The organism is Pseudoduganella umbonata (assembly GCF_014192225.1).
GTDB lineage: Bacteria > Pseudomonadota > Gammaproteobacteria > Burkholderiales > Burkholderiaceae_D > Rugamonas > Rugamonas umbonata.
The window spans coordinates 386,354-399,253 of the sequence record NZ_JACHXS010000007.1 but is presented as its reverse complement, the minus strand read 5'-3'; the positions used below and the strand labels follow the sequence as shown (position 1 = coordinate 399,253).

General features: G+C 63.8%; 13 protein-coding genes and 1 rRNA gene. 9 read left to right on the top strand and 5 right to left on the bottom strand.

Annotated elements, in window-relative coordinates; genetic code table 11:
• Both FHS02_RS19625 and FHS02_RS19620 read right to left on the bottom strand, forming a co-directional pair.
• Positions 1 to 278 (bottom strand): 16S ribosomal RNA (locus FHS02_RS19625); the annotation flags it as partial.
• Positions 279 to 633: 355 nt separating this feature from the next.
• Positions 634 to 1,410 (bottom strand): enoyl-CoA hydratase, encoded by a 777-nt coding sequence (locus tag FHS02_RS19620; RefSeq protein ID WP_137316007.1) that lies wholly within the window; start codon positions 1,408 to 1,410, stop codon positions 634 to 636.
• Positions 1,411 to 1,515: 105 nt separating this feature from the next.
• Here FHS02_RS19620 and FHS02_RS19615 point away from each other — a divergent pair, with 105 nt between their 5' ends.
• On the top strand, positions 1,516 to 2,787 hold the full coding sequence (locus FHS02_RS19615; RefSeq protein WP_229422333.1) for an MFS transporter: 1,272 nt from the start codon (positions 1,516 to 1,518) through the stop codon (positions 2,785 to 2,787).
• 51 nt (positions 2,788 to 2,838) lie between these two features.
• Positions 2,839 to 3,276 carry a universal stress protein gene (locus FHS02_RS19610; RefSeq protein WP_137316006.1) on the top strand — a complete coding sequence of 146 codons (438 nt, stop codon included), beginning with the start codon at positions 2,839 to 2,841 and terminating at the stop codon, positions 3,274 to 3,276.
• A gap of 18 nt (positions 3,277 to 3,294) precedes the next feature.
• On the opposite strand, the gene mltA is transcribed toward FHS02_RS19610, so the two are convergent.
• Together mltA and apaG are read right to left on the bottom strand one after the other, a co-directional pair.
• Positions 3,295 to 4,545, bottom strand: coding sequence for a murein transglycosylase A (mltA, locus tag FHS02_RS19605; RefSeq protein ID WP_137316005.1), 1,251 nt, complete (start codon positions 4,543 to 4,545; stop codon positions 3,295 to 3,297).
• A gap of 253 nt (positions 4,546 to 4,798) precedes the next feature.
• The gene (apaG, locus tag FHS02_RS19600) at positions 4,799 to 5,173 is read right to left on the bottom strand and encodes a Co2+/Mg2+ efflux facilitator ApaG/CorD (RefSeq protein ID WP_131147812.1); all 375 of its coding nucleotides are present in this window, start codon (positions 5,171 to 5,173) and stop codon (positions 4,799 to 4,801) included.
• A 194-nt stretch (positions 5,174 to 5,367) separates the two neighbouring features.
• On the opposite strand from apaG, the gene rpe reads away from it, so the two are divergent.
• The 7 genes from rpe to trpC all read left to right on the top strand — a co-directional run bounded on the left by rpe (position 5,368) and on the right by trpC (position 11,602).
• Positions 5,368 to 6,033, top strand: a complete 666-nt coding sequence (gene rpe / locus FHS02_RS19595; protein WP_137316004.1) for a ribulose-phosphate 3-epimerase — start codon at positions 5,368 to 5,370, stop codon at positions 6,031 to 6,033.
• A gap of 2 nt (positions 6,034 to 6,035) precedes the next feature.
• Positions 6,036 to 6,770 carry a phosphoglycolate phosphatase gene (locus FHS02_RS19590; protein WP_371861432.1) on the top strand — a complete coding sequence of 245 codons (735 nt, stop codon included), beginning with the start codon at positions 6,036 to 6,038 and terminating at the stop codon, positions 6,768 to 6,770.
• A 237-nt stretch (positions 6,771 to 7,007) separates the two neighbouring features.
• Positions 7,008 to 8,504, top strand: a complete 1,497-nt coding sequence (gene trpE / locus FHS02_RS19585) for an anthranilate synthase component I (RefSeq protein WP_137316002.1) — start codon at positions 7,008 to 7,010, stop codon at positions 8,502 to 8,504.
• A 1-nt stretch (position 8,505) separates the two neighbouring features.
• Positions 8,506 to 9,090: an anthranilate synthase component II gene (locus FHS02_RS19580; RefSeq protein WP_137316001.1), complete on the top strand. Its 585-nt coding sequence runs from the start codon at positions 8,506 to 8,508 to the stop codon at positions 9,088 to 9,090.
• A 2-nt stretch (positions 9,091 to 9,092) separates the two neighbouring features.
• Complete coding sequence (trpD, locus tag FHS02_RS19575; protein ID WP_137316000.1) at positions 9,093 to 10,130, top strand: anthranilate phosphoribosyltransferase; 1,038 nt, start codon at positions 9,093 to 9,095, stop codon at positions 10,128 to 10,130.
• Between the two features lie 7 nt (positions 10,131 to 10,137).
• Positions 10,138 to 10,782, top strand: coding sequence for a LysE family translocator (locus FHS02_RS19570; RefSeq protein ID WP_137315999.1), 645 nt, complete (start codon positions 10,138 to 10,140; stop codon positions 10,780 to 10,782).
• Between the two features lie 19 nt (positions 10,783 to 10,801).
• Positions 10,802 to 11,602: an indole-3-glycerol phosphate synthase TrpC gene (gene trpC, locus FHS02_RS19565; RefSeq protein WP_137315998.1), complete on the top strand. Its 801-nt coding sequence runs from the start codon at positions 10,802 to 10,804 to the stop codon at positions 11,600 to 11,602.
• A 130-nt stretch (positions 11,603 to 11,732) separates the two neighbouring features.
• On the opposite strand, the gene FHS02_RS19560 is transcribed toward trpC, so the two are convergent.
• Complete coding sequence (locus tag FHS02_RS19560; protein ID WP_137315997.1) at positions 11,733 to 12,899, bottom strand: GGDEF domain-containing protein; 1,167 nt, start codon at positions 12,897 to 12,899, stop codon at positions 11,733 to 11,735.
• Between the last annotated feature and the right edge of the window lies 1 nt (position 12,900).

Genomic DNA, 12,900 nt, shown 5'->3' with positions numbered 1-12,900 from the left:
GATCGTCGCCTTGGTGAGCCTTTACCTCACCAACTAGCTAATCAGATATCGGCCGCTCCAGGAGCATGAGGTCTTGCGATCCCCCACTTTCATCCTTAGATCGTATGCGGTATTAGCGTAACTTTCGCTACGTTATCCCCCACTCTTGGGCACGTTCCGATATATTACTCACCCGTTCGCCACTCGCCACCAGGCCGAAGCCCGTGCTGCCGTTCGACTTGCATGTGTAAAGCATGCCGCCAGCGTTCAATCTGAGCCAGGATCAAACTCTTCAGTTTAATCTCTGTTTTATGTCGTTTCCGACATGGTCACTCACTCAAGATACTGACGAACCATCCGAAGATGATTACGTTTATTTCTTGTGTAAGCGTTTGATGCTATATATTTTGAGCATTCCGGACCGAAGTCCGGAGGCACATCACATCAAACGCCCACACTTATCGACTGTTGATTGTTAAAGAATTCTTCGCTTTTCAGCGGTGCCGCGTTGTCGACAAATCGTTGTGTTTGTCAGCAGCAGAGAGGCAAGATTATCGAGTGTTTCGTGCGATTCGTCAAGCTTCTCATCACCTCACATCAACTTGCTTGTTTCACTTTCGTGACAGCTGCGTTGCTGCGAGGGACAGAACTATATCAAAGCCCCTCGAAGTTTGGCAAGCGCTTTTCGAGGAAGGCATGCATGCCCTCGCGCTGGGCCGGCGTGCCGAACGCGGCATGGAACAGCCGGCGCTCATAGCGCACACCTTCCGTCAGCGGAACTTCATAAGCGACATTGACCGCCTCCTTGATCTGCATGGCCACCGACAGCGGCATCGATGCGATCGTCGTCGCCGCCGCCAGCGCTTCCTCGATCAGCTTGTCCGCCGGGACCACGCGCGATACCAGGCCGCTGCGCTCCGCTTCGGCGGCATCGATCGTGCGCGCCGTCAGCAGCATGTCCATCGCCTTTGCCTTGCCGATCGCACGCGGCAGGCGCTGCGTGGCACCCGCCCCTGGCGTAACGCCGATCTTGATTTCCGGCTGGCCGAATTTCGCCGTGTCCGCCGCGATCACGAAATCGCACATCATCGCCAGCTCGCAGCCGCCGCCCAATGCATAGCCGGCCACCGCGCCGATGACAGGCGTCCGCACCTTCAGGATGTGCTCCCAGTTGCGGGTGATGTAATTGTCGCGGTAGGTATCCTGGTACGTGTAGTCGATCATCGCCGGAATGTCCGCGCCCGCGGCGAAGGCCTTTTCGCTTCCGGTCAGCACGATGCAGCCGATCTGCGGATCCTTGTCGAAGCCGGCGAATGCCTCGCCCAGCTCGTTCATCATGCGGTCGTTCAGCGCGTTCAGCGCCTTGGGCCGGTTCAGGCGGATCAGTGCCACCTTGCCATGGACTTCGACGATCAGGTCTTCATATTGCATGCTTGTCTCCCGGGACGATTGGATCGGACAATTGTAGCCTCATCGACACGGCGCCTGTGTCCCCGGCTGCATCGCCGCGTTCATCGCTGTTATGATCGCCGACCGATGCCGCTTCCCCTCTTCTCTTCGATCGCCGAACGCTGGCGCAGCGACGCGCTGCTGTCCAGTACCGATTTCCGCCGCTACTGGGCCAGCATGGTGCTGACGAGCTTCGGCTCGCAGATCGGCACGCTCGCGCTGCCCCTGTGCGCCGTACTGCTGCTGCATGCCACGCCGGCGCAGATGGGCGTGCTGACCGCCTGCCAGGCGATACCGTTCGCGATCCTTGCGCTCCCGGCGGGCGTGCTGCTGGACCGCAGCCGCAAACTGCCGATCCTGTTGGGCAGCAAGGCAGCCCAGGGCATCTCGCTTGCCTCGATTCCCGTTGCCTGGTGGTTCGACCTGCTGGGCATGCCCTGGCTGTACGCGGTGGCGGCCGTCCAGGGGGCATGCAACGTGATCGGCGGCGGCGCCGAGCAGATCTTCCTCACGCTGCTCGTCGGCCGCGAGCGCATGGTGGAGGCGCAATCCCGCTTTGCCAGCACGGATTCCATTTCGCGCCTGCTGGCCCCCGGCCTCGCCGGCATCCTGATCCAGTGGCTGACGGCGCCGGTGGCAATCATCGCCAACGCGGCCACCTTCTTCATCTCGGTATGGAATGTCGGCCGCGTGAAGATGCGGGAAGCGATACCGCCGCGCAGCGAGCGCCACCCGCTGCACGATGTGCGCGCCGGCTTCGCTTTCATCTGGCGCCAGCCGCTGCTGCGCGCGCTGGCCTGGGTGGCCGGCGCCTGGCACATCCTGTTCTACGGCTATTCCGCGCTGCTCGTGCTGTTCGCCACCCGCGAGCTGGGCATGAACCCCGGCACGCTCGGCATGGCGCAGATGCTGGGCGGGATGGGCGTCTTCGTCAGTTCCCTGCTGCTGAGGCCGCTGAACCGGCGCTATGGCGCGGGCATCACGATCATGATCGGCACGGCAGCGATGGCGCTCGGCTTCGTGCTGATGCCACTGATCCCCCGCGACCTGTTCGGCGATGCCCGCTACAGCGCGGCAGCCTATGCGGCCCTGGTCTTCTTCTTCGACCTGGGCGCGATGCTGTTCTTCATTCCTTACCAGGCACTGCGCCAGAGCGTGACCCCGGATGAGATGCTGGGCCGGATGATCTCGACGATGCGCTTCCTCACGGTGGCGGTCGCACCGCTGGGCGCCCTGGTTGCCGGCTACGCGGGCGACCACCTCGGCGTGCGCCCGGCGCTGTACTGCATCGCCGTGGGTGGCGTGCTGCTGGCCGCCGGAGCGATAGCATCGCGCCCGCTCCGAAGCGTGCGCCCCTGACACGGCGGTGCCCCTACACTTAAGCATTGCCAACTTTGCAAGGGGACTGTCATGTTCAAGAACATCCTGTTACCCACCGATGGATCCGAGCTGGCGGTAAAAGCCACCGAGCTCGCGATCCGCTTCGCCCAGGTGCATGGGGCACGCATCATTTCCATCTGCGTTGCCCAGCCGTTCCCGTTCGTGCCGGCGTCCGAAAACGCGGTCGTGCCGGATGCGGCCGTGTTTGAAACCCAGATCGCCGCCACGGCCAAGGCGAACATCAACAAAGTGGAAACGGCGTGCGCCACCGCGGGCGTGCCGTTCGAGGGCGTCGTCGTCGATTCCCATACGCCCTACAAGGAAATCGTCGCCGCTGCGGAAAAATACAACTGCGACATCATCCTGATGGCTTCGCACGGCCGCACCGGCCTGAACAAGCTGTTCCTCGGCAGCGAAACCCAGAAGGTGCTGGCGCACACCGAGCTGCCGGTACTGGTCCTGCGGTAAAGACAGTCTTCGGGCGAATCAGCGGGTCGGGCGTGGCAACAGCACCCACACCTGGCCGCGCTGCTTCATCCGGCCCGCATTCTCGGCCGCCTCGGTGCCGAAGCCAAAGAAGAAGTCGACCCGGATCGCACCACGGATCGCGCCGCCCGTATCCTGCGCCATCACAAGCCGTTGCAACGGAATCTCGCTGGCGGCCTGCGTGGTGGACAGGTACAACGGCACGCCGGACGGGATCTGCGTGGTATCCACCGCCACCGAACGCTGCGGCGTCAGCGGCACACCCAGCGATCCCTTCGGGCCCACGTTCGGGTCCGGCAGCTTTTCCTCCCTGAAGAACACGTAGCTGGGATTTACGTTCAACAGCTCCTGCCGGCGCGTCGGATGCCCGGCGATCCACGCCTTGATACCCTGCGCCGAGGCCTGTTCGGACGTCAGTTCGCCCTGTTCGATCAGCCATTTGCCGATCGATTTATATGGATGGCCGTTCTGGTCCGCATAAGCCACGCGCACCGTCTCGCCGCTGTCGAGCTGCACCCGGCCGGAACCCTGCACCTCGAGGAAGAACGCTTCCACCGGGTCGTCGACCCAGAGCAGTTCCTTGCCGCTGAAATCGGCACGGGCGATTTCCTGCCGGCTGGCATACGGCACCACCTTCCTGCCCTGCAGGCGGCCGCGCAGCCGCTTGCCCTTCAGTTCCGGGTAGACGCCGGTAAGGTCGATCGTCAGCATGTCGTCCGGGACTTTATAGAGCGGCGTCTGGTACGGGCCGCCCTGCTTGCGGGCGCCACGCAGCAGCGGCTCGTAGTAGCCGGTGACCAGGCCGCTGTCCGATCCGTCCGGCGCGATCACGCGGTGCGGCACCAGGAAAGTCTCGAAGAACAGTCGCACGGCGCGTTCGTCGCTGGCGTTGACGGTGCGTGCGATCGAGCACGCTTCTTTCCAGTCCGCGCGCTTGCCGATCACGCCGCACGACGACTGGAAGGCGGGCCAGGCGGCGCGAAGGTCGTCGCGCGACCAGCCCGGCAGGTCGGCAAACGTGCCGGGCACGAAGGCTGTTTTCGATGGCGGCAACGGCGGCTGGGCCGGCTCCGGTTGCGGCGCGGGCTGCGGCGCCGGCTGTGGAATTGGCTGTGGAATTGGCTGAGGCAGCGGTGCGGGTTGCTGCTGCGGCGGAGGTGGCGTTACGCAAGCTGAGAGCAGGACTGCCGATACGGCGACGCAGCTCAGCGCCTTGGCATTACGGGGTAGACTACGGGGTGCAAAAAACATGGAGGCGATATGTGGATTCTGATGGTCGAGGCATTGGTCGCGCTGTTCCTGCTGGTGTTCATCGTCTGGTGGACGATGCCTGGCAAGAAGAATACGCCGCCGGCCAGGCGGCCGGACCAGCCTGAATGATGCGATTGTAGATCAGTGAAGCCGGTTCGATGCGGCCGGTTCAATGCAGCGGGTTCAATGCAGCGGGTTCAATGCAGCGGGTTCAATGCAGCGGGTTCAATGCAGCCGGGTCAATGCAGCCGGGTCAATGCAGCGTATGCGGCAGCGACAGCACGAACTCCGGAATCTTCACTTCGAACTGGTGGCCGTCCTCGGCCACGCAGAAGTACTCGCCCACCATCGAGCCCTGCGGCGTCTGCAGCGCCGTGCCGCTGGTGTATTCGAACTGCTCGCCCGGCTGCAGCAGAGGCTGATGCCCCACCACGCCCAGCCCGCGCACTTCCTGCTTGTGGTTGTTGGCATCGGTGATGATCCAGTGGCGCGAGATCAGCTGCGCGGCGACCGTTCCGGTGTTCTTGATCGTGATCGAGTAGGTAAACACGAAGTTGGTGCGCTCGGGATCGGACTGCTCGGGCAGGAACTGCGTCCTGACGGACACAGCGAATTCATATTGGGCCATCGGGTTTCCTTGATTGCGCCGCATTCGCGGCGCTTTCCGTAAATGGTGAAAAAAATTCAAATGTAGCGTTTCGCTAATATAGTTTCACATTGCACCGCAAATCCCGCACACATGCAAGGTGCACTCCGCAGAATACGGGACGGCAGCGTAAAATAGCGGCTGATTTTTGCCTACTTCTACTAGCCACGCCTGCCATGACCACTTTCCGCATCGCCCCCAGCATCCTGTCCGCCGACTTCGCCCGCCTGGGCGAGGAAGTGAAAAACGTCGTCGCCGCCGGTGCCGACATCATCCACTTCGACGTGATGGACAATCACTATGTGCCGAACCTCACGATCGGCCCGCTGGTCTGCCAGGCGATCCGCCCGCACGTGCAGGTGCCGATCGACGTGCACCTGATGGTCAAGCCCGTCGACCGCATCATTCCCGACTTCGCCAAGGCCGGCGCGAACATCATCACCTTCCACCCGGAAGCTTCCGAGCACATCGACCGCTCGCTGCAGCTGATCCGCGACCATGGCTGCAAGGCCGGCCTGGTGTTCAACCCGGCCACCCCGCTGTCCTACCTGGAGCACGTGATGGACAAGGTCGACATGATCCTGATCATGTCCGTCAACCCGGGTTTCGGCGGCCAGTCGTTCATCCCGCAGGCACTGAAGAAGATCGCCGAAGCGCGCCGCCTGATCGACGAATCGGGCCGCGACATCCTGCTGGAAGTCGATGGCGGCATCAAGATCGACAACATCGCCGCCGCCGCGAAAGCCGGTGCGGACACGTTCGTGGCCGGCTCGGCGATCTTCGGCCAGCCCGACTACAAGGCGGTCATCGACGCGATGCGCACCCAGCTGGCGACGGTATGACCATGACGGCGGCAGCTCACCCCCTGGCCGGCGTGCGCGCCGCCATCATCGACCTGGACGGCACGATGCTCGACACCGTGCCGGACTTCCACGTGGCCATCAACCGCATGCGCGAGGAGCTGGGCCTGGAGGCCATTACGGCCGAGCAGATCAAGAACATGGTCGGCAAGGGCTCCGAGAACCTGATCCGCAGCGTGCTGTCGCTCGACCATGACGACGCCACCGTCGAGCAGCATTTCGCCGCGGCGATGGATGCCTACCAGCGGCACTACCTGGCGATCAACGGCCACCACAGTACCCTGTATCCGGACGTGGCCGCCGGCCTGACGGAGCTGAAGGATGCCGGCATCCGCCTGGCCTGCGTGACCAACAAGCCGCTGGCGTTCGCCTTGCCGCTGCTGAAGCTGAAGGAACTCGACGGCTACTTCGAGGTGATCTACGGCGGCGACTCGTTCGACAGGAAAAAGCCCGATCCGCTGCCGCTGATGAAAGCCTGCGAATATTTCGGCCTGCCGCCGCACCAGGTGGTGGCGATCGGCGACTCGTCGAACGATGCGCAGGCGGCCCGCGCGGCCGGTTGCCCGGTGCTGACGGTGCCGTATGGCTACAACCACGGGGAGTCTATACACGACACGGATTCCGATGGTATAGTGGAAACGCTGCTGCATGCTGCACAGTTAATCAACGCGCACAACCAGCCGAATCAATCTCAGCCGAATCAATCGGCTGCAACTTAAAACCGAACGCTCGTCAAACGATGTTTCTCAACAAAAGACACAACGTTACTCACCAGGGATCGATCGAGGCCTGGCTGTGGCGACGCTGGCAATCCTGGGCAAACTAAGCCACGTTGATTGCTGCCGTCGGAGACTTCGCGCGACTATCCATCCTTTCGCTCTCTCCCGGCAGGTTTTTTGAACCTCACCGCCACCATCATGCCCAAAATGGGTTCGCGTGGCGGGTTGGAGAGAACCATGACCGAACTCGAATTCAAATCGCTGGCCACGCAAGGCTACAACCGTATCCCCCTGATCGCGGAAGCGTTCGCCGACCTGGAAACGCCGCTGTCGCTGTACCTGAAGCTGGCGCAGAGCCAGAACAACGGCAAGAACACCTTCCTGCTGGAGTCCGTGGTCGGCGGCGAGCGCTTCGGCCGCTACTCGTTCATCGGCCTGCCGGCGAAGACGCTGCTGCGCACCGTCGGCAACCGCACCGAGATCGTCAAGGGCGGGGAAGTCGTCGAGACCCATGACGGCAATCCCCTCGAATTCATCGAGCAGTACCAGGCCCGCTTCAAGGTCGCGCTGCGCCCGGGCATGCCCCGCTTCGTCGGCGGCCTGGCCGGCTACTTCGGCTACGACACGGTGCGCCACATCGAGAAGAAGCTCGCCAACACCGCGCAAAAGGACGACCTGGGCCTGCCGGACATCCAGCTGATGGTCACCGAGGAGCTGGCCGTCATCGACAACCTCTCCGGCAAGCTGTACCTGATCGTGTACGCCGATACCACGCAGCCGGAATCGTTCTCGAAGGCGCGCGTGCGGCTGAAGGAACTGAAGGCGCTGCTGCGCCGCGGCGTCGATGCGCCCGTCACGTCGTCGTCCGTGCGCACCGAGGCGATCCGCGATTTCGACAAGGAGTCGTACCTGGCGGCCGTGGCCAAGGCGAAGGAATACGTAATGGCCGGCGACCTGATGCAGGTGCAGATCGGCCAGCGCATCCGCAAGCCGTACGTGGATTCGCCGCTCACGCTGTACCGCGCACTGCGTTCGCTGAACCCGTCGCCGTACATGTACTTCTATAACTTCGGCGACATGCAGATCGTCGGCGCGTCGCCGGAAATCCTGGTGCGCAACGAAACGCTTCCGGACGGCGAAAAGAAGGTCACGCTGCGTCCGATCGCCGGCACCCGCCCGCGCGGCGCCACGCCTGAAAAGGATGCGCAGCTGGCCGAGGAACTGCTGGCCGATCCGAAGGAGATCGCCGAGCACGTGATGCTGATCGACCTGGCCCGCAACGACCTGGGCCGCATTTCCGAGATCGGCAGCGTGAAGGTCACCGACAAGATGGTGATCGAAAAGTATTCGCACGTGCAGCACATCGTCTCCAACGTCGAGGGCAAGCTGAAATCCGGCATGTCGAACCTGGACGTGCTGCGCGCCACCTTCCCGGCCGGCACGCTGACCGGTGCGCCGAAAGTGCGCGCGATGGAAGTGATCGACGAACTGGAAATCTCCAAGCGCGGCATCTACGGCGGCGCGTGCGGCTACCTGTCGTTCGGCGGCGAGATGGACGTGGCGATCGCGATCCGCACCGGCGTGATCAAGGACGGCATGCTGTACGTGCAGGCCGCGGCCGGCATCGTGGCCGACTCGGTACCGGAAATGGAATGGCTGGAAACGGAAAACAAGGCGCGTGCCGTGCTGCGCGCCGCCGAACAAGTGCAAGACGGCCTGGATGGGGAGTTCTGACATGCTGCTGATGATCGACAATTACGACTCTTTCACCTACAACATCGTGCAGTACTTCGGCGAGCTCGGTGAGGATGTGCGGGTCTTCCGCAACGACGAGATCACGATCGAGGAGATCGAGGCGTTGAATCCGGACCGCATCTGCGTCTCGCCTGGCCCGAAGGATCCGGCGCAGGCCGGCATCTCGGTGGAAGTGCTGAAGCACTTCGCCGGCAAGAAGCCGATCCTCGGCGTGTGCCTGGGCCACCAGGCCATCGGCGAAGCCTTCGGCGGCAAGATCATCCGTGCCAAGGAAGTCATGCACGGCAAGACGTCGCCGATCGCGCACACCGGAGTGGGCGTATTCAAGGACCTGCCGAGCCCCTTCACGGTGATCCGCTACCACTCGCTGGCGATCGAACGTGGGTCGCTGCCGGCCTGCCTGGAAGTGACGGCGTGGACCGACGACGGCGAAATCATGGGCGTGCGGCACAAGGACTTCGACATCGAAGGCGTGCAGTTCCACCCCGAATCGATCCTCTCCGAACATGGCCATGCCATGCTGAAGAACTTCCTCGATCGCACGTCGTCGAGCGCAAAGGAATGACCATGCCGATCACCCACCAGGAAGCCCTGATCCGCTGCATCGAACACCGCGAGATCTTCCACGACGAAATGCTGCACCTGTTCCGCCAGATCATGAGCGGAGAAATGTCGCCCGTGATGGTGGCCGCGCTGACGATGGGCCTGCGCGTGAAGAAGGAAACCATCGGCGAGATCACCGCCGCCGCGCAGGTAATGCGCGAGTTTTCCACCAAGGTGCCGATGGCGGACACCACCAACCTGCTCGACATCGTCGGCACCGGCGGCGACGGCGCGCATACCTTCAACATCAGCAGCGCGGCCATGTTCGTGGCCGCCGCGGCCGGTGCGCGCATTGCCAAGCATGGCGGGCGCAGCGTGTCGTCCTCGTCCGGCAGCGCCGACCTGATCGAATCGCTGGGCGCCAACATCAACCTGACGCCGGAGCAGATCGCGCAATCGATCGCGCAGACGGGCATCGGCTTCATGTTCGCACCGAACCACCACGCGGCGATGAAGCACGTGGCGCCGGTGCGCCGCGAACTGGGCGTGCGTTCGATCTTCAACATCCTCGGCCCGCTCACCAATCCGGCCGGCGCGCCGAACATCCTGATGGGCGTGTTCCACCCGGATCTCGTCGGCATCCAGGTGCGCGTGCTGCAGCGGCTCGGCGCGGAACACGCGATCGTCGTGTACGGCCGCGACAACATGGATGAAGTATCGCTGGGCGCCGGCACGCTGGTCGGCGAACTGGTCGACGGCGAAATCCGCGAATACGAGATCCATCCGGAAGATTTCGGCCTGCAGATGGTTGCCAGCCGCAACCTGAAGGTGGCCAATGCCGCCGAATCCAAGGCCAAGGTGCTGGGCGTGCTGTCCGGCGAAACCGGCGCCGCCACCGACATCGTCGCGCTCAATGCCGGCACCGCGCTGTATGCCGCCGGTGTTGCGCCATCGATCGAGGTGGGCCTGATCAAGGCGCGCCAGGCGATCGAGTCGGGCGCCGCACTGGCCAGGCTGAAGCAGTTCGTCGAAGTCACGCAGGCGCTCGGCGCCGACAATTGAGCACGCCATGTTCGGCATCCACGACCTGACGCTGTTCATCGTTTCCGGGCTGCTGCTGAACATCATGCCCGGTCCGGATTCACTGCTGATCATGGCGCGCAGTGCCACGCAGGGCTGGCGCGCCGGCGTGGCCGCTTCGCTCGGCATCGGTGCCGGCACGATGGTGCACGTGCTGGCCGCGGCACTCGGCCTTTCCGCGCTGCTGGCCACTTCCGCCACCGCGTTCACGGTAGTGAAGTGGGTCGGTGCCGCGTACATCGTGTGGTGCGGCATCCAGATGCTGCGGGCCAAGCTGAAAGGCTCGGCCGACGAAGCGGAAACAGCCGCGGCACCGCCTCCCCTTCCGCTCGGCCGCATCTTCGCCCAGGGCTTCCTCACCAATGTGCTGAACCCGAAAGTGGCACTGTTCTTCCTCGCCTTCGTGCCGCAGTTCATCGATGCCGATGCATCGAACAAGCCGCTGGCCTTCATCATCCTGGGCTGCATCTTCAACTTCAACGCCATGTTGTGGTGTAACGGCTTGGCGCTGTTTACCGCATTCGCCAGTTCGAAGCTGAAGGTTCAGCCACGCGTGGCGCTGTGGCTGAACCGCGTTACCGGCGGCCTGTTCCTGGCGCTGGGCGCCCGCCTCGCCCTCGCCGACCGACATTAATTAGCAAAAGCGGTAAACCATGTCCGACATCCTGAACAAGATCCTGGCCGTCAAGGCCGACGAAGTGGCCGCGGCCAAGAAATACCGCAGCCTTGCCAGCCTGCGCGAGGAAGTGGAAGCGGACCGCGAGTCGCGTGCCGCCATTCGCGGCTTCGAAGCCAGCCTGCGCGCCAAGATCGCCGCCGGCCAGGCCGGCGTGATCGCCGAAGTGAAGAAAGCTTCGCCATCGAAAGGCGTGCTGCGCGCCGATTTCCAGCCTGCCGCGATCGCCCGAAGCTATGCCGCGGGCGGCGCTGCCTGCCTGTCGGTGCTGACGGACGAGGAGTTCTTCCAGGGCTCTGTCGAGTACCTGAAGCAGGCACGCGCCGCGTGCGCACTGCCGGTGATCCGCAAGGATTTCCTGGTCGACCTGTACCAGGTCTATGAAGCGCGGGCGATGGGCGCCGACTGCATCCTGCTGATCGTGGCCGGCCTCGATCACGGCCTGATGGCGGAGATGGAAGCCTGCGCCCACGAACTCGGCATGGACGTGCTGGTGGAATCGCACGACGGCGACGAACTGACCGCCGCGCTGAAGCTGAAGACCAACCTCATCGGCATCAACAACCGCAACCTGCGCACCTTCGACGTATCGCTGGATGCGACCATCGATCTGCTGCCGCGGATTCCCGCCGAACGGATGGTCGTCACCGAATCGGGCATCCTGAACGGCGCCGACGTGCGGCGCATGCGCGAGGCCAACGTGCATGCGTTCCTCGTTGGCGAAGCGTTCATGCGCGCGGAAGATCCGGGCGCCGAGCTGAGCCGCCTGTTCGCCTGATCTTTAAAAAATTTCCAAAAATCGGGGTCTGACCCCGGATCTGAGCAATATTTCCTGAAACCGGGGTCTGCCGGAGCGCCGTACCGCCCCGGTTTGGGAAACAGTTCTCTGGCAGCAACTGTAGTAAGGCCTACGCGGCTTCCCGCCACGTTTCGATCCGGTCCCGCCCATTTTCCTTCGCGCGATACAGCGCTTCGTCCGCGCGGCACAGCAGCGCATCGAGCGACTCGTCCGGATCGGTCTGCACGGCCACGCCGATGCTGGCGGTGCATGACGGCAGTTCGCCGGCGCACGCTTCGCGCAGCAGCCGCTGCACGCGCTGGGCCACGGCGATGGCGCGCTTGCCGTCCGTATCCGGCAGCAGCACGATGAATTCCTCGCCGCCGAAGCGGGCCAGCGCGTCGGATTCGCGCAATGCCGAGCCGATCATCTGCGCCACGCTGACGAGCACCCGGTCGCCTTCGGCGTGGCCGAAGCGGTCGTTGATCTTCTTGAAGTAATCGAGGTCCACCGACAGCAGGGCCAGGGTGCGGGATTGCTGGCGCATGCGCGCCATGCGCGCCACCTCTCGCGCATAGGCTTCGCCGAAGCCACGCCGGTTCAGCACGCCCGTCAGCGGATCGCTGGCCGACCGGCGCTCGAGAAGGAGGCGCAGCCTCTCGTAGGCCACCATCAGGAAACCGACCGCCAGCAACGGCGGCTGCAGCGCGGTCACGGCCAGGTAGAAGCTCTGGAACAGGCCGGGCTGGTTCACATCCACCAATGCCTCCCCGTGCGTCAGCGCCGCCACGCCGCGCACGGCGACCAGCACGGTGTTCACCACGATCATCGAGCCGAAGAACAGCGTGGCCAGCTTGCGCCGGCCGTTGCGCACCAGCAGGAACAGCAGTGTCACATTGATCAGCGTTATCGGCATGGACATCCAGGCCACCCGCGCCGCGTAATCCGGGTCGACCAGCAGGTAATACAGCATGCCCGCCAGCGCAAAGCCGCATGCGCCGCCCAGCGTGCGCCACCCCGGCGCGTGGCCATAGAAACGCTGCAGGCCGGTCATGCACAGGCCGTTGCCGAACACGAACAGCACGTTCGCCACCGGCAGCACCAGCGCGTCGGGCAGCGTGCCGCGAAATGCAAAGCAGAAGGCCGATAACACCTGCACCGCCAGCGCGGCGCCCCAATGGCTGAGGCCCCGCAACTCGGCGGGAAAGCCGCGCCGGGCGCCAAACAGCACCGCGCTCATGACGGCGCACATCAGCGCCGCCATCAGTACGACGCTGAACGGATCCAGCAGCTTCACG